19 protein-coding genes and 1 tRNA gene are annotated in these 17,925 nt (G+C 71.3%); 11 read left to right on the top strand and 9 right to left on the bottom strand.

Going from position 1 to position 17,925, the window contains the following annotated elements; all coding sequences use genetic code 11:
- Nucleotides 1-6: 6 nt before the first annotated feature.
- The 3 genes from ACIQ6Y_RS15160 (at nt 7) to ACIQ6Y_RS15150 (ending at nt 1,824) form a co-directional block, all read left to right on the top strand.
- The gene (locus ACIQ6Y_RS15160; protein WP_404037769.1) at nt 7-495 is read left to right on the top strand and encodes a phage holin family protein; all 489 of its coding nucleotides are present in this window, start codon (nt 7-9) and stop codon (nt 493-495) included.
- A complete protein-coding gene (locus ACIQ6Y_RS15155; RefSeq protein WP_404037766.1) occupies nt 492-1,430 on the top strand; it encodes an alpha/beta fold hydrolase in 939 nt (312 codons plus the stop codon). Before ACIQ6Y_RS15160 ends, ACIQ6Y_RS15155 begins: the two co-directional genes overlap by 4 nt.
- A 214-nt stretch (nt 1,431-1,644) precedes the next feature.
- Nucleotides 1,645-1,824 carry a hypothetical protein gene (locus tag ACIQ6Y_RS15150; RefSeq protein ID WP_404037763.1) on the top strand — a complete coding sequence of 60 codons (180 nt, stop codon included), beginning with the start codon at nt 1,645-1,647 and terminating at the stop codon, nt 1,822-1,824.
- A gap of 11 nt (nt 1,825-1,835) precedes the next feature.
- Here the strand turns inward: ACIQ6Y_RS15150 and ACIQ6Y_RS15145 are convergent, their stop codons facing one another.
- The 3 genes from ACIQ6Y_RS15145 to nth form a co-directional block, all read right to left on the bottom strand.
- Complete coding sequence (locus ACIQ6Y_RS15145; RefSeq protein ID WP_404037760.1) at nt 1,836-3,035, bottom strand: MarP family serine protease; 1,200 nt, start codon at nt 3,033-3,035, stop codon at nt 1,836-1,838.
- A gap of 123 nt (nt 3,036-3,158) precedes the next feature.
- Nucleotides 3,159-3,854, bottom strand: coding sequence for an NUDIX hydrolase (locus ACIQ6Y_RS15140; RefSeq protein WP_404037757.1), 696 nt, complete (start codon nt 3,852-3,854; stop codon nt 3,159-3,161).
- 91 nt (nt 3,855-3,945) lie between these two features.
- On the bottom strand, nt 3,946-5,121 hold the full coding sequence (gene nth, locus ACIQ6Y_RS15135) for an endonuclease III (RefSeq protein WP_404037754.1): 1,176 nt from the start codon (nt 5,119-5,121) through the stop codon (nt 3,946-3,948).
- Between the two features lie 252 nt (nt 5,122-5,373).
- Here nth and ACIQ6Y_RS15130 point away from each other — a divergent pair, with 252 nt between their 5' ends.
- Nucleotides 5,374-6,048, top strand: a complete 675-nt coding sequence (locus tag ACIQ6Y_RS15130; protein WP_029382547.1) for a Crp/Fnr family transcriptional regulator — start codon at nt 5,374-5,376, stop codon at nt 6,046-6,048.
- 112 nt (nt 6,049-6,160) lie between these two features.
- Nucleotides 6,161-7,003: a nucleotidyltransferase domain-containing protein gene (locus tag ACIQ6Y_RS15125; RefSeq protein ID WP_404037751.1), complete on the top strand. Its 843-nt coding sequence runs from the start codon at nt 6,161-6,163 to the stop codon at nt 7,001-7,003.
- Here ACIQ6Y_RS15125 and ACIQ6Y_RS15120 read toward each other — a convergent pair.
- The 4 genes from ACIQ6Y_RS15120 to ACIQ6Y_RS15105 form a co-directional block, all read right to left on the bottom strand.
- The gene (locus ACIQ6Y_RS15120) at nt 7,000-7,830 is read right to left on the bottom strand and encodes an MBL fold metallo-hydrolase (RefSeq protein ID WP_404037749.1); all 831 of its coding nucleotides are present in this window, start codon (nt 7,828-7,830) and stop codon (nt 7,000-7,002) included. The two genes, ACIQ6Y_RS15125 and ACIQ6Y_RS15120, sit on opposite strands and share 4 nt — an antisense overlap.
- Nucleotides 7,827-8,732, bottom strand: a complete 906-nt coding sequence (locus ACIQ6Y_RS15115) for an NUDIX hydrolase (RefSeq protein WP_404037746.1) — start codon at nt 8,730-8,732, stop codon at nt 7,827-7,829. Before ACIQ6Y_RS15115 ends, ACIQ6Y_RS15120 begins: the two co-directional genes overlap by 4 nt.
- 68 nt (nt 8,733-8,800) lie before the next feature.
- Nucleotides 8,801-9,268, bottom strand: coding sequence for a RidA family protein (locus ACIQ6Y_RS15110; protein WP_404037744.1), 468 nt, complete (start codon nt 9,266-9,268; stop codon nt 8,801-8,803).
- Nucleotides 9,265-9,447, bottom strand: coding sequence for a DUF4177 domain-containing protein (locus ACIQ6Y_RS15105; protein ID WP_404037741.1), 183 nt, complete (start codon nt 9,445-9,447; stop codon nt 9,265-9,267). Before ACIQ6Y_RS15105 ends, ACIQ6Y_RS15110 begins: the two co-directional genes overlap by 4 nt.
- Before the next feature lie 164 nt (nt 9,448-9,611).
- On the opposite strand from ACIQ6Y_RS15105, the gene ACIQ6Y_RS15100 reads away from it, so the two are divergent.
- Complete coding sequence (locus ACIQ6Y_RS15100; protein WP_404037738.1) at nt 9,612-10,589, top strand: ArsA-related P-loop ATPase; 978 nt, start codon at nt 9,612-9,614, stop codon at nt 10,587-10,589.
- On the top strand, nt 10,586-11,956 hold the full coding sequence (locus ACIQ6Y_RS15095) for an ArsA family ATPase (protein ID WP_404037735.1): 1,371 nt from the start codon (nt 10,586-10,588) through the stop codon (nt 11,954-11,956). Before ACIQ6Y_RS15100 ends, ACIQ6Y_RS15095 begins: the two co-directional genes overlap by 4 nt.
- A gap of 56 nt (nt 11,957-12,012) precedes the next feature.
- Here the strand turns inward: ACIQ6Y_RS15095 and wblA are convergent, their stop codons facing one another.
- Nucleotides 12,013-12,351: a transcriptional regulator WblA gene (gene wblA, locus ACIQ6Y_RS15090; RefSeq protein WP_063608098.1), complete on the bottom strand. Its 339-nt coding sequence runs from the start codon at nt 12,349-12,351 to the stop codon at nt 12,013-12,015.
- 407 nt (nt 12,352-12,758) lie between these two features.
- On the opposite strand from wblA, the gene ACIQ6Y_RS15085 reads away from it, so the two are divergent.
- Nucleotides 12,759-15,026: a transglycosylase domain-containing protein gene (locus ACIQ6Y_RS15085; RefSeq protein ID WP_404037732.1), complete on the top strand. Its 2,268-nt coding sequence runs from the start codon at nt 12,759-12,761 to the stop codon at nt 15,024-15,026.
- Nucleotides 15,027-15,217: 191 nt separating this feature from the next.
- On the opposite strand, the gene ACIQ6Y_RS15080 is transcribed toward ACIQ6Y_RS15085, so the two are convergent.
- Nucleotides 15,218-15,682, bottom strand: a complete 465-nt coding sequence (locus tag ACIQ6Y_RS15080) for a GatB/YqeY domain-containing protein (protein WP_404037729.1) — start codon at nt 15,680-15,682, stop codon at nt 15,218-15,220.
- Nucleotides 15,683-15,802: 120 nt separating this feature from the next.
- Here ACIQ6Y_RS15080 and ACIQ6Y_RS15075 point away from each other — a divergent pair, with 120 nt between their 5' ends.
- The 3 genes from ACIQ6Y_RS15075 to ACIQ6Y_RS15065 all read left to right on the top strand — a co-directional run bounded on the left by ACIQ6Y_RS15075 (nt 15,803) and on the right by ACIQ6Y_RS15065 (nt 17,901).
- Nucleotides 15,803-16,729, top strand: coding sequence for a metallophosphoesterase (locus ACIQ6Y_RS15075; RefSeq protein ID WP_404037726.1), 927 nt, complete (start codon nt 15,803-15,805; stop codon nt 16,727-16,729).
- 276 nt (nt 16,730-17,005) lie between these two features.
- Nucleotides 17,006-17,794 (top strand): Pr6Pr family membrane protein, encoded by a 789-nt coding sequence (locus tag ACIQ6Y_RS15070; RefSeq protein WP_404037724.1) that lies wholly within the window; start codon nt 17,006-17,008, stop codon nt 17,792-17,794.
- 33 nt (nt 17,795-17,827) lie between these two features.
- Nucleotides 17,828-17,901, top strand: a tRNA-Pro gene (locus tag ACIQ6Y_RS15065).
- The last annotated feature ends 24 nt before the right edge of the window (nt 17,902-17,925 follow it).

Here is a 17,925-nt window from a genome sequence, read left to right as displayed (position 1 = left end):
ACCGCGATGAGCGCACCCGACGGCAGCCCGGTCGGCGCCGAACGCAGCATCGGCCAGTTGTTCGCCTCCGCGACGACCGAGTTGTCGGCGCTGGTGCACGACGAGATCGCGCTGGCCAAGGCGCAGCTGAAGCAGGACGTCAAGCGCGGCGCGATGAGCGGCGGGGCGTTCTCGGTGGCCGGCGCGGTGCTGATCTTCTCCCTGCCGATGCTCAACTTCGCCCTGGCCTACGGCATCCGCACCTGGAGCCACTGGAACCTCGCGATCTGCTTCCTGCTGTCCTTCGCGGCGAACGTCCTGGTCGCGGTCGTCCTGGCGCTGATCGGTGTGCTCTTCGCGAAGAAGGCCTCCAAGAGCAAGGGCCCGCAGAAGGTCGCCGCGTCGATGAAGGAGTCGGCGGCCGTGCTGCAGAAGGCCAAGCCGCACCCGCGGCCCGAGCTGCCCCAGGATCGGGAGCCCGCGGCCATCGAGGCTGTGGCACGCTCGTCGTCATGACGGACCCCGCCACTTCCCCGCTCACGCCCGCCTCGGTCGTACGACCCGACGGGCCCTGGACGCACCGCGAGGTCGCCGCCAACGGCGCGCGCTTCCACATCGCGGAGCTCGGCGACGGCCCGCTCGTGATGCTGCTGCACGGCTTCCCCCAGTTCTGGTGGACCTGGCGGCACCAGCTGACCGCGCTCGCCGACGCCGGGTTCCGGGCGGTCGCCATGGACCTGCGCGGCGTCGGCGGCAGCGACCGCACCCCGCGCGGCTACGACCCCGCCAACCTCGCCCTCGACGTCACCGGCGTCATCCGCTCCCTCGGCGAGCCCGACGCCGCGCTCGTCGGCCACGACCTCGGCGGCTATCTGGCCTGGACGGCGGCCGTGATGCGGCCCAAGCTCATCCGCCGGCTGGCGGTGGCCTCCATGCCGCATCCGCGGCGCTGGCGCTCGGCCATGCTCGCCGACGTCAAGCAGACCACCGCGAGCTCCTACATCTGGGGCTTCCAGCGGCCCTGGATTCCCGAACGGCAGCTCGTCGCCGACGACGGGGCGCTGGTCGGGCGGCTGATCCGGGACTGGTCCGGCCCGCGGCTGCCGGAGGACGAGGCGGTGGAGACGTACCGGAGGGCGATGTGCATCCCCTCGACGGCGCACTGCTCCATCGAGCCGTACCGCTGGATGGTGCGCTCGATGGCCCGGCCGGACGGCATCCAGTTCAACCGGCGCATGAAGCGGCCCGTGCGGGTTCCGACGCTGCATCTGCACGGCTCGCTGGACCCGGTGTTGCGCACGCGCAGCGCGGCGGGCTCCGGCGAGTACGTCGAGGCGCCGTACCGCTGGCGGCTGTTCGACGGGCTCGGGCACTTCCCGCACGAGGAGGACCCGGTGGCGTTCTCCACCGAGCTCATCAACTGGCTGAAGGACCCCGAGCCGGACCGCTGAAAGGGCCGGGTTCCGACAGCCCTCGGGAGGCCTCAAGTCACCCGGACGGGCTGTGCCCGACGGAACGTTTCATGACGCCTGGGTGACCACGCCGCTGCGCCCGGTATCCGGAAGCGGAACACCTGTCCCTCGAACGGCCACTTGCCGCCCGCATAGGCCAATTGGGGGGCACGGGCGCGGTTATCGACCTTCGGGCGGGGGCAGACGTCGGGGTATGGGCTGGACGCACGACTACAGTGACGCAGCACGCAACCGCCGCTCGGGCAACTCCCTGAGCTCCCACCGAGGAGGTGCCCCGCAACTGCCGGGCTCCGACCTCCGGGTGGGCATTCCGCGCATCCTGCGCCGCCGGGCCCGCTGGGTCTCGGTCCGCCTGCGCCACCCCCGCGGCTGACCCGCGGGGTCTCACAGCGCGCAGCTGTCGCTGTCCACCTGCTGGGTCGCCGTACGGCCCTTGGTGATGTCCTCCGCGATCTCGTCCACCGTCAGGGCGTAGCCGGTGTCGGCGTCGTCCAGGGACTTCGCGAAGACCACGCCGTAGACCTCACCCTCGGGGGTGAGCAGCGGGCCGCCGGAGTTGCCCTGGCGGACGGTCGCGTACAGCGAGTAGACATCACGGCGGACGGTGCCGCGGTGGTAGATGTCCGGCCCGTTGGCCGGGATCCGCCCGCGCACCCGCGCGGCGCGCACGTCGTACGAGCCGTTCTCCGGGAAGCCGGCGACGATCGCGTCGTCACCGCTGTCGGCGTCGGTCGACGTGAACTTCAGGGCGGGCGCGCTGAGATCGGGCACGTCCAGGACGGCGATGTCGCGCTTCCAGTCGTACAGGACGACGGTGGCGTCGTAGCGGCGGCCCTCGCCGCCGATCTGGACGGTCGGTTCGTCGACGCCGCCGACGACATGCGCGTTGGTCATCACCCGGCGGTCGTCGAAGACGAACCCGGTGCCCTCCAGGACCTTGCCGCAGCTCTGCGCGGTGCCCATCACCTTCACGATGGAGCGCTGGGCGCGCACGGCCACGGCACTGCGGGCGAGCGCCGGGTCCGGCGGCCGTACGTCGGTGATCGGCTCGTTGGCGAACGGGCTGAAGACCTGCGGGAAGCCGTTCTGCGCGAGGACCGAGGAGAAGTCCGCGAACCAGGTGTCGGCCTGCGCCGGCAGCGCCCGGGACACCCCGAGCAGCACCTTGGAGCTCCGGACCTCCTTGCCGAGGGTCGGCAGGGTCGTGCCCGCGAGGGCGGAGCCGATCAGCCAGGCGACCAGCAGCATCGCCACGACGTTGACGAGGGCGCCTCCGGTGGCGTCCAGGGCGCGGGCCGGGGACCAGGTGATGTACCGGCGCAGCTTGTTGCCGAGGTGGGTGGTCAGGGCCTGGCCGATGGAGGCGCAGACGATGACGACGACGACCGCGACGACGGCGGCGGTCGTGCTGACCTCGGCGTTGTCGGTGAGGGCGTCCCAGATGACGGGCAGGGTGTAGACGGCGACCAGGCCGCCGCCGAGGAAGCCGATCACCGACAGGATGCCGACGACGAAGCCCTGGCGGTAGCCCACGATCGCGAACCACACGGCCGCGACCAGCAACAGGATGTCCAGCACGTTCACCGCTTCAGGCCTCGCCTCGTCATCTTCCGCTCACTCCGGTCGTCCGGCCGGCCGGGGGCAGGGCCCGCCGCACGGCGGCATGCGGGCGCGGCTCCCGGAGAACACAGCACGTGGGCCACCCTGTCATGCGCGCCAGTCGAGCGGGACCTGCTTGTCCCGGTCCCAGGGGCGCTCCCAGCCGGAGAAGTGCAGCAGGCGGTCGATGACACCGGCCGTGAACCCCCAGACGAGGGCCGATTCGACCAGGAATGCCGGGCCTCTGTGGCCGCTGGGGTGGACGGCGGTGGCGCGGTTGGCCGGATCCGTGAGATCCGCCACGGGCACGGTGAAGACCCGCGCGGTCTCGTTCGGATCGACGACGCCGACCGGGCTCGGCTCGCGCCACCAGCCGAGGACCGGAGTGACGACGAAGCTGCTGACCGGGATGTACAGCCGGGGCAGGACGCCGAACAGCTGGACGCCGGACGGATCGAGGCCGGTCTCCTCCTCGGCCTCGCGCAGGGCCGCCCGCAGCGGGCCGTCGGTCGCCGGGTCGCCGTCCTCCGGGTCCAGGGCGCCGCCGGGGAAGGACGGCTGGCCGGCGTGCGAGCGCAGCGAGCCCGCCCGCTCCATCAGCAGCAGTTCGGGCCCTTGCGCGCCCTCGCCGAACAGGATGAGCACGGCCGACTGCCGCCCCGAGCCGTTCTCCGGCGGCAGGAAGCGGCTCAGCTGCAGCGGCTTCACCGTCTCCGCGGCGTGCACCACCGGCTCCAGCCAGGCGGGCAGGCCCTCCTTGCTGAGCGTGACCGCACCGCCCTGCGTGTGACTTGCCCGTGTCATCGCCACCCCCGTTCCACCCGTTCCAACGCCCGGACCCGCCGTGATCGTTCCCACACCGGGCGCGTTCGTCGGGTGCCCGTCGTACGGCTCCTCATCCGGCCCCCAGCGGCGGCGCGGGGATGCCGCCCGCGTCGAGGTAGGACTGCGGGGGGTTCAGGCGCTGGCCGGGCAGGCCACCCTTCTCGTACTTCAGGAGCTTCTTCGCCTTGTCCGGGTCGGTCTCGCCCTCGCCGTACGCCGGGCAGAGCGGGGCGACGGGGCAGGCGCCGCAGGCCGGCTTGCGGGCGTGGCAGATACGGCGGCCGTGCCAGATCACGTGGTGCGAGAGGTCGGTCCAGTCGCTCTTGGGGAACAGCGCGCCGACGGCGGCCTCGATCTTGTCGGGGTCGGTCTCCTCGGTCCACTGCCAGCGCCGCACCAGCCGCTGGAAGTGCGTGTCCACGGTGATGCCGGGCCGGCCGAAGGCGTTGCCCAGCACCACGAACGCCGTCTTGCGGCCGACGCCGGGCAGCTTGACCAGGTCCTCCAGCCGTCCGGGCACCTCCCCGCCGAACTGCTCCACCAGGCCCTTGGACAGCCCTATGACCGACTTGGTCTTGGCCCGGAAGAACCCGGTCGGGCGCAGGATCTCCTCGACCTCCTCCGGGTTCGCGACGGCCAGGTCCTCGGGGGTGGGGTACTTCGCGAAGAGCGCCGGGGTCGTCTGGTTGACCCTGAGGTCGGTGGTCTGCGCCGACAGCACGGTGGCCACCAGCAGCTGGAAGGGGTTCTCGAAGTCCAGCTCGGGGTGGGCGTACGGGTAGACCTCGGCCAGTTCCCGGTCGATCCGGCGGGCCCTGCGGACCAGCGCCGTGCGCGACTCGCCCTTGGGCGCAGTCGCGGCGATCGTCTTCGCGGGCGGGGCCTTCACGGCGGCGGTGGCCTTCTTGGCGACGACGGGGGGTGTCTTCTTGGCGGAGCCGGTGGTCTTCTTCAGCGCGGGGGTGGCCTTGGCGGGGCGGGCCGTCTTCTTGGCGGCGGCCTTCTTTCCTGCGGCGGCCTTGTTCCCTGCGGCGGGCTTCTTTCCGGCGGCGGCCTTGGCCGGAACAGCCTTCTCGGGGGGAGCCGCCTTCTTCGCCGCCGTGGCCCTCTTCGCGGACGTCGTCTTCTCTCCAGCCGCCGCCTGTTCCGCCGCCCGCTCCACCGTCGTCCTCTTCGTCGCTTTTGCCGCTTTCCTACCGCCGTCAGTGACCTGTTCGCCCACAGCGGAATCCCGCCGTACAACCATCCGCCCAGCCCCCTCGGCCTGCGCTCTCACCGGCGATTTGGACACCCGGCCAGCCTACGGCCCGGCACCGACATCCGCCCCGGACCCTGAAGATCGGCCCCCAATTGGACCCCTGCCGCTTAACAGCGGACACCAGTGCGGCATCCTTGTGACAGATCACACTGTTTGGACCGTCCGGCAAAATGGGCACCACGGACCCCTGGTACACCGGGGGAACAAGATCCCCTGAGCAGGTCGACAAGGAGAGAACTCGTGGACGACGTTCTGCGGCGCAACCCGCTCTTCGCTGCTCTCGACGACGAGCAGGCCGCGGAGCTTCGCGCCTCCATGAGTGAGGTGACTCTGGCGCGGGGCGACTCCCTGTTCCACGAGGGCGACCCGGGCGACCGGCTCTACGTGGTGACCGAGGGCAAGGTCAAGCTGCACCGCACCTCGCCCGACGGCCGCGAGAACATGCTCGCCGTCGTAGGACCCGGCGAGCTGATCGGCGAGCTGTCGCTGTTCGACCCGGGCCCGCGCACCGCGACCGCCACCGCGCTGACCGAGGTCAAGCTGCTGGGCCTCGGCCACGGCGACCTCCAGCCCTGGCTGAACGCGCGCCCCGAGGTGGCCGCCGCGCTGCTGCGGGCCGTCGCCCGCCGGCTGCGCAAGACCAACGACGCCATGTCGGACCTGGTTTTCTCCGACGTCCCGGGCCGTGTCGCGCGCGCCCTGCTGGACCTCTCGCGCCGCTTCGGCGTGCAGTCCGAGGAGGGCATCCACGTCGTCCACGACCTGACGCAGGAGGAGCTGGCCCAGCTGGTCGGCGCCTCGCGCGAGACGGTCAACAAGGCGCTCGCCGACTTCGCGCAGCGCGGCTGGCTGCGCCTGGAGGCGCGGGCCGTGATCCTGTTGGACGTCGAGCGGCTGGCCAAGCGCTCCCGCTGAGCCGTCGGCCCGGCCGGGCCGCGGGTGTCATCGGCCTGAACGACGGGTGACATTCGCCTGCCCGCGCTGAAAATGCGCTGCCACTGTGTCCTGACCGGGGCACAGTGGCCCCATGACCGAAACGGTTCACCGCGTCGGCCCCGGGGTGCGGCGCCCCGGCCTCGACCCCCAGGGGTACATCGAGCGCGAGGGCTCCCTGGGGCGGGTCCCGCACGCGTTCCGGCCCGTCGTGGCCGCCGCGCGCGACCGGCTCCTGGACGTCCTCGGGGACCGGCTGCACAGCGCCTACCTCTACGGGTCCGTCCCGCGCGGCACCGCGCGCGTGGGCCGCAGCGACCTGGACCTGCTGGTCGCGCTGCGCGAGGAACCGGCGGACGCCGACCGGGACGCCGTACAGGCGCTCGGGGAGGCTCTGGACCGCGAGTTCGCGCAGATCGACGGCGTCGGCACACTGCTGTACAGCCGGGCGCGGCTGCTGAGCGACCTGGAGACGTTCGACCTGGGCTGGTTCGTGGCGTGTCTGTGCACCCCGCTGCTCGGCGAGGACCTCGCCGAGTACCTCCCGCGCTACCGGCCCGACTCGCGGCTGGCCCGCGAGACCAACGGCGATCTCGTGCGGCTCCTGCCGCGCTGGCGGGAGCGTGTCTCCGCGGCCACGACGGAGGCGGAGCGCCGGCGCCTGGTGCGGTTCCTGTCCCGGCACCTGGTGCGCACCGGCTTCACCCTCGTCATGCCCGCCTGGAACGGCTGGACCAGCGACCTGCGGGAGATGGCCGAGGCGTTCGCCCGGTACTACCCCGCGCGGGCCGAGCAGCTGCGCTCCGCGGCCGTCCTCGGGTACGAGCCCACCGCCGACCCCGACGTCCTGCGGACGTACGTCGACGACCTGGGGCCCTGGCTTGCGCGGGAGTACACGCGCGTGCACGGCACGAAGACGCCCAGGCCGGGTGACTAGATGAGGCCGTGCTCCTCGAGGTAGTCGAGCTGGGCACGTACCGACAGCTCGGCCGCGGGCCACAGGGAGCGGTCCACGTCGGCGTACACATGGGCGACGATCTGCGCGGGCGTGCGGTAGCCGTCCTCGACGGCCGTCTCGACCTGGGCGAGCCGGTGGGCGCGGTGGGCGAGGTAGTACTCCACGACGCCCTGCGCGTCCTCCAGGACCGGCCCGTGGCCCGGCAGCACGGTGTGCACGCCGTCGTCGACCGTGAGGGACCTCAGGCGGCGCAGGGAGTCCAGATAGTCCCCGAGCCGCCCGTCGGGGTGTGCCACGACCGTCGTACCGCGTCCGAGGACCGTGTCGCCGGTCAGCACCGCGCGGTCGGCCGGCAGATGGAAGGACAGCGAGTCGGCGGTGTGCCCGGGCGTCGGTACGATCCTCAGCTCCAGGCCGCCGACCTCGACGACGTCCCCCGCGGACAGCCCCTCGTCGCCGAGGCGCAGCGCAGGGTCGAGGGCACGCACGCGTGTGCCGGTCAGTTCGGCGAACCGGGCGGCGCCCTCGGCGTGGTCGGGGTGGCCGTGGGTGAGCAGGGTCAGGGCGACGCGCCTGCCGGCCTGTTCGGCCGTGTCGACGACCGCGCGGAGGTGCCTCTCGTCCAGCGGGCCCGGGTCCACCACCACGGCCAGGTCGGAGTCCGGCTCGGCGAGGATCCAGGTGTTGGTGCCGTCCAGGGTCATCGCGGAGGCGTTGGGCGCCAGCACGTTCACCGCGCGCGCGGTGGCGGGGCCGGAGAGGACCCCGCCGCGTGGCTGGCCGGGAAGGGCTGCTGCGTCGGTCATGCGGGGGCTCCACCGGTCGGGGTGTGCGGTGTCTGCGGCTGCGTCTGCGTCGTGGGGACGTGCTTGGTGAACTCGTCGTGGCCCGGCCAGGAGAGCACGATCTCGTCGCCGTCCAGGCGGGCCTGGGCCAGCACCGGCGTCATGTCCCGGCCGGGGGCGGCGGCGAGCGCCTCGGCGGCCGTGGCGTACGGCAGGAGCTGGCGCAGGGTGGCGATCGTCGGCGGCATCATCAGCAGCTCGCCCTTGTCGTAGCCGGCGGCCGCGTCGAGCGGGCGGATCCACACCGTGCGGTCCGCCTCCGTCGAGACGTCGCGGGTGCGCTGACCGACGGGCAGGGCGGCGACGAAGAACCAGGTGTCGTAGCGGCGTTCCTCGAACTCCGGGGTGATCCAGCGCGTCCAGGCGCCCAGCAGGTCCGAGCGCAGCACCAGGCCGCGGCGGTCGAGGAACTCTGCGAAGGAGAACTCGCGGGCCACGAGCGCCGCGCGGTCGGCCTCCCAGTCCTCGCCCGTGGTGTCGCCGACGACCGTGTCCGGGCCGGCCCCGGCGAGCAGGACACCGGCCTCCTCGAACATCTCCCGTACGGCCGCGCAGACGATCGCCTGGGCGCCGCGCTCGTCCGTCCCGAGCCGGTCGGCCCACCACGCGCGCGTGGGGCCGGCCCAGCCGATGAGGTGGTCGTCGTCGCGCGGGTCGACGCCGCCGCCCGGGTAGGCGTACGCGCCTCCGGCGAAGGCCATGGAGGCGCGTCTGCGCAGCATGTGCACGGACGGACCGTCCGGCCCGTCCTTCAAGAGCATGACGGTGGCCGCGCGCTTGGGAGGCACGGGTGTGAGGGTGCCGTCCGCGAGCGCGCGGATCCGGTCCGGCCACTGAGGGGGGTACCACTGACCGTTCGCCATGGCCGGAGGCTATCCCGTGGCGGGCGGATGTTCGAGAGGGAACGATCACCGACCCGCGACCGGCGCGATCACGCCTCGGTGAGCTCCACCTGGATCTCGACCTCCACGGGCGCGTCCAGCGGCAGCACCGCGACACCGACCGCGCTGCGGGCGTGCACGCCCTTGTCACCGAGCACCTCGCCGAGCAGCTCGCTGGCGCCGTTGAGGACGGCGGGCTGGCCCGTGAAGTCGGACGCCGAGGCGACGAAGCCGACGACCTTCACCACGCGCGCGATGCGGTCCAGATCACCGGCGACGGACTTCACGGCCGCCAGGGCGTTCAGGGCGCAGATGCGGGCCAGGTTCTTGGCCTCCTCGGCGGTGACCTCGGCGCCCACCTTGCCGGTGACGGGGAGCTTGCCCTCGACCATCGGCAGCTGGCCGGCGGTGTACACGTACACGCCGCTCTGCACGGCCGGCTGGTAGGCGGCCAGCGGCGGCACGACCTCCGGCAGGGTCAGCCCCAGCTCGGCGAGCTTCGCCTCGACCGCGCTCACGCCGCCTGCTCCGGCTTCTTGCCGGGCTTCTGGCGCTTGAGGTAGGCCACCAGCTGCTCGGGGTTGTTCGGCCCGGGCACGACCTGGACGAGCTCCCAGCCGTCCTCGCCCCAGGTGTCCAGAATCTGCTTCGTGGCATGGACGAGCAGCGGCACGGTTGCGTATTCCCACTTGGTCATGGGGCCGACTGTAGCCGCTGTGCCGGGTGGCGCCGCGCCGGGTGGGCCCGAGGCCCGGAGGCCGCCTTCCCGCACCCCTGGAGGACCGTTTCTCCACAGCCTCGGGGGCCCGGTTGTCCACAGGCTCTGATTGCTGCGCGGCCGGACTGGTTACGCTCGAAGACGTGAGCAGGCTCCAGGTCGTCAGCGGCAAGGGCGGGACCGGTAAGACGACGGTCGCCGCGGCCCTAGCGCTGGCCCTGGCCACGGCGGGGAAGCGGACGCTTCTCGTCGAGGTCGAGGGTCGGCAGGGCATCGCACAGCTCTTCGAGACGGAGGCGCTGCCCTATGAGGAGCGCAAGATCGCCGTCGCACCCGGGGGCGGGGAGGTGTACGCGCTCGCCATCGACCCCGAACTGGCTCTGTTGGACTACCTCCAGATGTTCTACAAGCTGGGCAGCGCCGGCCGAGCCCTGAAGAAGCTCGGCGCGATCGACTTCGCCACCACGGTCGCGCCCGGTCTCAGGGACGTCCTGCTGACCGGCAAGGCCTGCGAGGCGGTCCGCCGCAAGGACAAGAGCGGACGGTTCGTCTACGACTACGTCGTCATGGACGCACCCCCGACGGGCCGCGTCACCCGCTTCCTGAACGTCAACGACGAGGTGGCGGGCCTCGCCAAGATCGGCCCGATACACAATCAGGCGCAGGCCGTGATGCGGGTGCTGAAGTCGCCGGAGACGGCCGTGCACCTGGTGACGCTGCTCGAGGAGATGCCGGTCCAGGAGACCGCCGACGGCATCGCCGAACTGCGCTCCGCCCGCCTCCCGGTGGGCCGGGTCATCGTGAACATGGTCCGGCCCGAGGTGTTGGACTCGGCCGGCCTGGAACTCGTACGGACGCTGCCGCGTACGGCCATCGCGCGGTCCCTGTCGGCCGCGGGCCTCGGCGGGGCGCGGCGCGGCGGAAACGCCGAGCGGCTGGTGGACCCGCTGCTCGACCAGGCCGAGCAGTACGCCGAGCGGTACGCGCTGGAGCACGAGCAGCGGGCCGTCCTCGGCGAGCTGGGCCTGCCGCTGCACGAACTGCCGCTGCTCGCCGAGGGCATGGACCTGGCGGGTCTGTACGAACTGGCCACGGAACTGCGGAAGCAGGGGATCGCATGAGCGCGGAGACCGTCCAGGAGCGTCACCACCTCTCCCCCGCGCGCGTGCTGGACGTCGACCCGCTGCTCGACGACCCGAAGACGCGCATCATCGTGTGCTGCGGCTCCGGCGGCGTCGGCAAGACCACCACGGCGGCCGCGCTCGGCCTGCGTGCCGCGGAGCGGGGCCGCAAGGTCGTGGTGCTCACCATCGACCCGGCCCGCCGCCTCGCGCAGTCCATGGGCATCGACTCGCTCGACAACACCCCGCGCCGCGTCAAGGGCGTCGAGGGGGAGGGCGAGCTGCACGCGATGATGCTCGACATGAAGCGCACCTTCGACGAGATCGTCGAGGCGCACGCGGACGCCGAGCGGGCGGCCGCGATCCTGAACAACCCCTTCTACCAGTCGCTCTCGGCGGGCTTCGCGGGCACGCAGGAGTACATGGCGATGGAGAAGCTGGGCCAGCTGCGCTCGCGCGACGAGTGGGACCTGATCGTCGTCGACACGCCGCCGTCGCGTTCGGCGCTGGACTTCCTGGACGCGCCCAAGCGGCTGGGCTCGTTCCTCGACGGCAAGCTGATCCGCGTGCTGCTGGCGCCCGCGAAGGTGGGCGGGCGCGCGGGGATGAAGTTCCTGAACGTCGGCATGTCGATGATGACGGGCGCCCTCGGCAAGCTGCTCGGCGGTCAGCTGCTGAAGGACGTCCAGACGTTCGTGGCCGCGATGGACTCGATGTTCGGCGGCTTCCGCACCCGCGCGGACGCGACGTACAAGCTGCTCCAGGCGCCCGGGACGGCGTTCCTGGTGGTCGCGGCGCCGGAGCGGGACGCATTGCGGGAGGCCGCGTACTTCGTGGAGCGGCTGGCCGCGGAGGACATGCCGCTCGCGGGTCTGGTGCTCAACCGGGTCCACGGCAGTGGCGCCGCCCGGCTGTCGGCCGAGCGGGCGCTCGCCGCCGCGGAAAATCTTGAGGAGCCTCGCATTGTGGATCAGCCGGACGGGAAAGCTGGAGTTCGTAACTCCCCCGACCCAGACGGCAGTTCGGCCTTCCCGGCGTCATCCCCCGCGACCGGGGCCGACGATCCCGACCTCACGTCCGACGAGCTGACTGTGCACTCCGACGAGCTGACGGCGCAGAGCGAGTCGGCCGCGGAAGGCGAGCCGACCGCGGACGAGCTGACCGCCGGTCTGCTCAGGCTGCATGCGGACCGCATGCACCTGCTCTCCCGCGAGCAGCGCACGCGTGACCGCTTCACCGCGCTTCACCCCGAGGTGGCGGTGACCGAAGTGGCCGCGCTGCCCGGCGACGTGCACGACCTCGCGGGGCTGCGGGACATCGGGGACCGGCTCGCGGCCAACAGGCCGGAGCTGCCCGAGGCCGACTGAACCGACGGCGCCTTGGCCGAAGGTGTGCTGGACCGTGGGATGCCGGTGCGGCGGACTCAGCTCACCGCCGCGTAGTTCTCGTACACCTGGTCGTCGTCGAGGGGCACCAGGCCGGCCCCACGCTCGTACTCCGTACGAGCCGTCTCCAGCAGCCGGCGCCAGGAGGTCACCGTGGGCCGCCTGCGCAGCAGTGCGCGGCGCTCCCGCTCCGTCATGCCTCCCCACACGCCGAACTCGACGCGGTTGTCGAGCGCGTCGGCCAGGCACTCGGTCCGCACCGGGCATCCGGTGCACACCGCCTTGGCTCTGTTCTGCGCTGCTCCCTGAACGAACAGTTCATCCGGATCGGTAGTGCGGCAGGCCGCCTGCGCACTCCAGTCGGTTACCCAGCCCATACCGGCGCCGTCCTCTCCCGAATCGAGGCTCCCCCACGGCGGCAGCGGCATATTCACCGCCGCCAGTTGAGGACGTTACGGAAGGTGGGCACAGCGCAACACCCCCTTCGGGCCCAATCTTGAATGGCCCGAACGGACTATGCGTAAGCGGCAGATCACCCGCGGGAGTGAGCTGGCGACATATGCGACTCTCCCGGCGAACCAGGACGTTTCAGTTGAGCCACAAGGGACACCAACAGACACACAAGGCGGATTCGGGCACGCCTCTGGAAAAATGCCGAGGCACGTCCGGAACGATTCGGGGTCGCCGGACGTATTGATACATGGCCGCACTGCTGTGACAGTTGAGAGCAGCTTAGGCCAAGGCATATACGCGTGTCCGGCGAATGAGAACGTAGGCTGCCCCTATGCCAAAGAAGCCTTCAGGCGGTGGTCTGTCGCCCGCGCAGCAGGCCGCCAAGTTCCTCGGTGTCAGTGTGCTCGCCGGTGCCGTCATGGCCGGCATCGCGCTGCCCGCCGTCGGTGCGCTGGGGCTCGCGGCCAAGGGGTCGGTGGAGAGCTTCGACGAGCTCCCGGCCAATATGAAGACGCCGCCGCTCAGCCAGCGCACCACGATCCTCGACGCCCAGGGCGGCACCATCGCCACGGTGTACTCGCGCGACCGCACGGTGGTCGAGCTGAAGGACATCTCGCCGTACATGCAGAAGGCGATCGTCGCGATCGAGGACGCCCGCTTCTATCAGCACGGCGCGGTCGACCTGAAGGGCGTCCTGCGCGCCCTGAACAAGAACGCGCAGAGCGGTGGCGTCGCCGAGGGCGCCTCCACGCTCACCCAGCAGTATGTGAAGAACGTCTTCGTGGAGGAGGCCGGCGACGACCCCACCAAGGTCGCGCAGGCCACCCAGCAGACCATCGGCCGCAAGATCAAGGAGCTGAAGTACGCGATCCAGGTGGAGGAGGAGCTCGGCAAGAAGAGGATCCTCGAGAACTACCTGAACATCACGTTCTTCGGCCAGCAGGCCTACGGTGTCGAGGCCGCCGCCCAGCGCTACTTCTCCAAGCACGCCAAGAACCTCAACGTGCAGGAGTCCGCGCTCCTGGCCGGCATCGTCCAGTCGCCCAGCCGGTTCGACCCGGTCAACGACGAGACGGAGGCCACCAAGCGGCGCAACATCGTGCTGCAGCGCATGGCCGAGGTCGGCGACATCTCCCAGACGGAGGCCGACAAGGCCAAGGAGACACCCCTCGGCCTGAAGGTCAGCAAGCCCAAGAACGGCTGCATCACCGCCGTGAAGGGCGCCGGCTTCTTCTGCGACTACGTCCGCGCGGTGTTCCTGAGCGACCCGGTCTTCGGCAAGACCAAGGAGGACCGGGCCAAGGTCTGGAACCAGGGCGGCCTGACCATCCGTACGACCATGGACCCGCAGGCCCAGGACTCGGTGCAGCAGTCCGTCAAGGACCATGTGAACCAGAGCGACGAGGTGGCCACCGCCGCCACCATCGTCGAGCCCGGCACCGGCAAGATCCTCGCCATGGGCCAGTCCCGCCCGTACGGCTTCGGCAAGAACGAGACGCAGATCAACCTCTCCGTCGACCAGGCCATGGGCGGCGGGCTCGGCTTCCAGCCGGGATCGACCTTCAAGCCGATCGTGGCCGCGGCCGCCATCGAGGGGGGCATGCCGGCGACGAAGTCGTACCGGTCGCCGTACGAGATGGAGTACCCGCACCCGATCGCGCAGTGCGACGGCCAGAGCTGGAACGAGTCGGGCGCCACGCTCACCAACGAGAACGAGTCCGAGGACGGCCCGTACTCGATGAAGGAGGCGACGGCGAAGTCCGTCAACACCTACTTCGTCGAGATGATCGCCGAGATCGGCATCTGCCCGGTGACCGAGATGGCGAAGAAGATGGGTGTCGCGCGCGCCGACGGCGGGAAGATGGAGCAGGCCCCCTCCATCGCCCTGGGCACGCAGGAGATGTCCCCGCTGACCATGGCGAACGGCTACGCCACCTTCGCCTCGCGCGGTATGTACTGCACCCCGATCGCCATCGAGTCGATCAGCCAGCGCATCGGCGGCGAGACCAAGTCCCTGGAGGTCCCGAAGTCGACCTGCTCGCGGGCGATGTCCGAGACCACCGCCGACACCGTCAACACGCTGCTGCGGGGCGTGGTCGAGGACGGTACCGGTAAGCAGGCGGGCCTCGGCAGCCGCCCGAGCGCCGGCAAGACCGGTACGACCGACGAGCGCTACGCCGCCTGGTTCGTGGGCTACACCCCGAACATGGCCGGTGCCGTCTGGGTCGGCGACCCGGCGCACGAGCGCAAGATGGAGGGCATCAGCATCGGCGGCGTCTGGCACGACAAGGTCTTCGGCGGCCAGGTGCCGGGCCCGATCTGGGGCGACATGATGACCGGCGCGCTGGAGGGCAAGGAAGTCCTGGACTTCAACCTGATCGACATCCCGGACGCCCCGAAGGACAAGGACAGGGACCGGGACAAGGGCCGGGGGGACGACGACGGTGACAACGGCGACGACAACGGCGCCGGCGGCGTGACCGGCGGCGGCACCTTCCCCGAGCCGTCCTTCTCCATCCCGGAGGGCTTCATCCAGGGCAACGACGGCGGTCCGGGCAACGGGAACGGCAACGGCAACGGCGGGGGCAACTTCCCGTAAGGGTCCCGTAGGCATACGACAGCGGGGGCGCCCCTTCTCTTGGGAGGGGCGCCCCCGCTGTCGTGGAGGCCGGGAGTGGCCGCTTGTGCGGCAAGCGCCCGCGAGTGGCCGCTTGTGCGGCAAGCGCCGGGAGTGGCCTCTGGTGCGGCAAGCGCCGCGAGTGGCCTCCTGTACGGCAGGCCGGGAGGGCGTCAGCCCGCGAGCAGCTTCTTGACCGCGGCGGCGACGCGGCCGCCCTCGGCCTGGCCGGCCACCTTCGGGTTGACGATCTTCATGATCGCGCCCATGGCCCTCGGCCCCTCGGCCCCGGCCGCCTTCGCCTCCTCGACGGCCTGGGCGACGATCCGCTCCAGCTCCTCGTCGGACAGCTGCTTGGGCAGGTACGCGGCGAGGACCTCGCCCTCCGCCTTCTCCCGCTCGGCCTGCTCGGCGCGGCCACCCTGCGCGAAGGCCTCCGCGGCCTCACGGCGCTTCTTCGCCTCTCGGGTGATCACCTTCTGGACTTCGTCGTCGGAGAGGTCGCGCTTCTCCTTGCCCGCGACCTCCTCCTTGGTGATCGCGGTGAGCGTCAGCCGGAGCGTCGAGGAGCGGAGCTCGTCGCGCTCCTTGATCGCGGCGTTGAGGTCTTCCTGCAGCTTCGACTTGAGCGTGGTCATGGCTCGATTGTCGCAGGTACGACAGGAGCACCGCCCGTCCATTTCCCAACGGCCACGCGGAGGCGGCGGTTGACAGGGAGGTCGTACGGGAGCAGTCAGCCGGTCTGACACGATGGACGTATGCGCGCGCGATACGGAGTACCCCTCGGCATGACGGCGGTCGGGGCCGCCGGTCTTCTCTACTCGGCGGGTTTCGAGGCCCGTTCCTTTCGCCTCCGGCGGGTGACCGTCCCCGTGCTCCCGGCGGGCATGCGCCCGCTGCGCGTGCTGCACGTCTCCGACATCCACATGGTCGGCGGGCAGCGCAAGAAGCAGCGCTGGCTGCGGTCGCTGGCGGGCCTGCGCCCCGACTTCGTGATCAACACCGGTGACAATCTGTCCGACCCGGAGGGCGTGCCGGAGGTACTGGACGCGCTGGGGCCGCTGATGGACTTCCCGGGGGCGTACGTCTTCGGCTCGAACGACTACTACGGACCGAGGCTGCGCAACCCCGCCCTCTATCTGATCGAGAAGCTTCAGGGACGGCACGGCCTCAACGGCAACCCGCCGGCGGTCGGAGTGATCCACAACCCGTGGGAGGACCTGCGGGACGGCTTCGACGCGGCCGGCTGGCTGAACCTCACCAACACGCGGGGCGTCCTCAAGACCGACGGCGTGTCGATCGAGCTCACGGGCGTGGACGACCCGCACATCAAGCGGGACCGCTACGCGCAGGTGGCCGGCGGCCCCTCCGGCTCGGCGGACTTCTCCATCGGCGTCGTCCACGCGCCGTACCTGCGCAGCCTCGACTCCTTCACCGCCGACGGCTACCCCCTGATCCTGGCCGGCCACACCCACGGCGGCCAGCTCTGCCTCCCCTTCTACGGCGCCTTCGTCACCAACTGCGACCTGGACACGGACCGGGTCAAGGGCCTGTCGACCCACACGGCGGGCGGCCGTACGGCCTACATGCACGTGTCGGCGGGCTGCGGCACGAACCGCTACACGCCGGTGCGGTTCGCGTGCCCGCCTGAGGCGACGTTGCTCACGTTGGTGGGGCGGGGGTAGGGGGCAGGCCGCTGGGCGGCGGGGTCGGCGGCGGGAAGGCGTATCGGCGAGGCCTGGCTGGGCCTGGTGGTGCGGGGGTCGGGCGGCGGGAAGCCGTACTGGCGAGGCCTGGCTGGGCCTGGCGGGGCGGGGTGGTCGACGGGCGGGAAGGCGTACCGGCCGGGCAGGGCGTCGGGCGGGGAGGCAAGGCATACCAGCCGGGCAGGGCGTCGGGCCCTGTCCCCCACACGGACCACCCACATAGCCCGCCATGTCTGCTTTGCCTAGCTTGGGGGCATGACCGCACCGATACCCAGGGACATCCCGGACCTACCCGCGCTCCCGGGCATCCCCGCGCTGCTGCCCTCACCCGTCCCGGCATCGGCCGTTCTGACGCCGGTACGTCGCCCCCTGATAGGCACCTTCCGTCTCCTCACCGCGCTGGTGGCGGCCGCGGGCGTGACCATCGAGCTGCTGCTGGGCAGCCCGCTGCGCGCCCTGAGCTTCTTCACCATCCAGGCGAACATCCTGCTGGCGCTGGTCCTCGTCGTCTCGGCGCGCCGCGTATGGACGGCCCGCCGCCCGCTTCCGGGGGCCCTGACAGGCGCCGTCCTGCTCTACGTCGTGATCACCGCGCTGGTGTACCACCTGATCCTCACCAACGCGGCGACGCCCTTCTCCATGACGGAGACGGCCGCCCCGCCGACGGGCTGGCACGCGGTGGCCAACCAGCTCCTGCACACGGTGGCCCCCGCCGCGGCCGTCCTGGACTGGCTGCTGCTGACGCCCCCCGGCCGCCTCCACCTGCGCCAGGCCCCGACCTGGCTCCTCTACCCCCTGGCCTACCTGACCTTCTCCCTCATCCGCGGCGAACTCCTGCTCCCCGGCACCCCGGGCGGCCGCTACCTCTACCCGTTCCTGGACGTCGACGCCCACGGTTACAAGAGCATCCTGGGCAACGCCCTCCTCCTCGGCCTCTCCTTCTACGCCCTCGCCCTCCTCCTCGTCGCCCTCGACCACGTCCGCCCGAACCCGATCCGCCACCGCGGCAAAACCGGATTTCGTCTACAGCCACCGGTGGGCTAAAGTAAACGACGTCGCCGCGAGAGCAGCGACGATCGGGGTGTAGCGCAGCTTGGCAGCGCGCTTCGTTCGGGACGAAGAGGTCGTGGGTTCAAATCCCGCCACCCCGACGCTGGTCAGAGACCACATACCAA

Origin of the sequence: Streptomyces sp. NPDC096205, from assembly GCF_044763135.1 — a bacterium.
Lineage (GTDB): Bacteria > Actinomycetota > Actinomycetes > Streptomycetales > Streptomycetaceae > Streptomyces.
This window is presented reverse-complemented; position numbering and strand designations above follow the sequence as displayed.

Coding starts and splice junctions, on each gene's coding strand:
- ACIQ6Y_RS15160 (WP_404037769.1), top strand. CDS start 7: ATGAGCGCACCCGACGGCAGCCCGGTCGGCGCCGAACGCAGCATCGGC.
- ACIQ6Y_RS15155 (WP_404037766.1), top strand. CDS start 492: ATGACGGACCCCGCCACTTCCCCGCTCACGCCCGCCTCGGTCGTACGA.
- ACIQ6Y_RS15150 (WP_404037763.1), top strand. CDS start 1,645: ATGGGCTGGACGCACGACTACAGTGACGCAGCACGCAACCGCCGCTCG.
- ACIQ6Y_RS15140 (WP_404037757.1), bottom strand. CDS start 3,854: ATGACACGGGCAAGTCACACGCAGGGCGGTGCGGTCACGCTCAGCAAG.
- nth (WP_404037754.1), bottom strand. CDS start 5,121: ATGGTTGTACGGCGGGATTCCGCTGTGGGCGAACAGGTCACTGACGGC.
- ACIQ6Y_RS15125 (WP_404037751.1), top strand. CDS start 6,161: ATGACCGAAACGGTTCACCGCGTCGGCCCCGGGGTGCGGCGCCCCGGC.
- ACIQ6Y_RS15120 (WP_404037749.1), bottom strand. CDS start 7,830: ATGACCGACGCAGCAGCCCTTCCCGGCCAGCCACGCGGCGGGGTCCTC.
- ACIQ6Y_RS15115 (WP_404037746.1), bottom strand. CDS start 8,732: ATGGCGAACGGTCAGTGGTACCCCCCTCAGTGGCCGGACCGGATCCGC.
- ACIQ6Y_RS15105 (WP_404037741.1), bottom strand. CDS start 9,447: ATGACCAAGTGGGAATACGCAACCGTGCCGCTGCTCGTCCATGCCACG.
- ACIQ6Y_RS15095 (WP_404037735.1), top strand. CDS start 10,586: ATGAGCGCGGAGACCGTCCAGGAGCGTCACCACCTCTCCCCCGCGCGC.
- wblA (WP_063608098.1), bottom strand. CDS start 12,351: ATGGGCTGGGTAACCGACTGGAGTGCGCAGGCGGCCTGCCGCACTACC.
- ACIQ6Y_RS15085 (WP_404037732.1), top strand. CDS start 12,759: ATGCCAAAGAAGCCTTCAGGCGGTGGTCTGTCGCCCGCGCAGCAGGCC.
- ACIQ6Y_RS15080 (WP_404037729.1), bottom strand. CDS start 15,682: ATGACCACGCTCAAGTCGAAGCTGCAGGAAGACCTCAACGCCGCGATC.
- ACIQ6Y_RS15075 (WP_404037726.1), top strand. CDS start 15,803: ATGCGCGCGCGATACGGAGTACCCCTCGGCATGACGGCGGTCGGGGCC.
- ACIQ6Y_RS15070 (WP_404037724.1), top strand. CDS start 17,006: ATGACCGCACCGATACCCAGGGACATCCCGGACCTACCCGCGCTCCCG.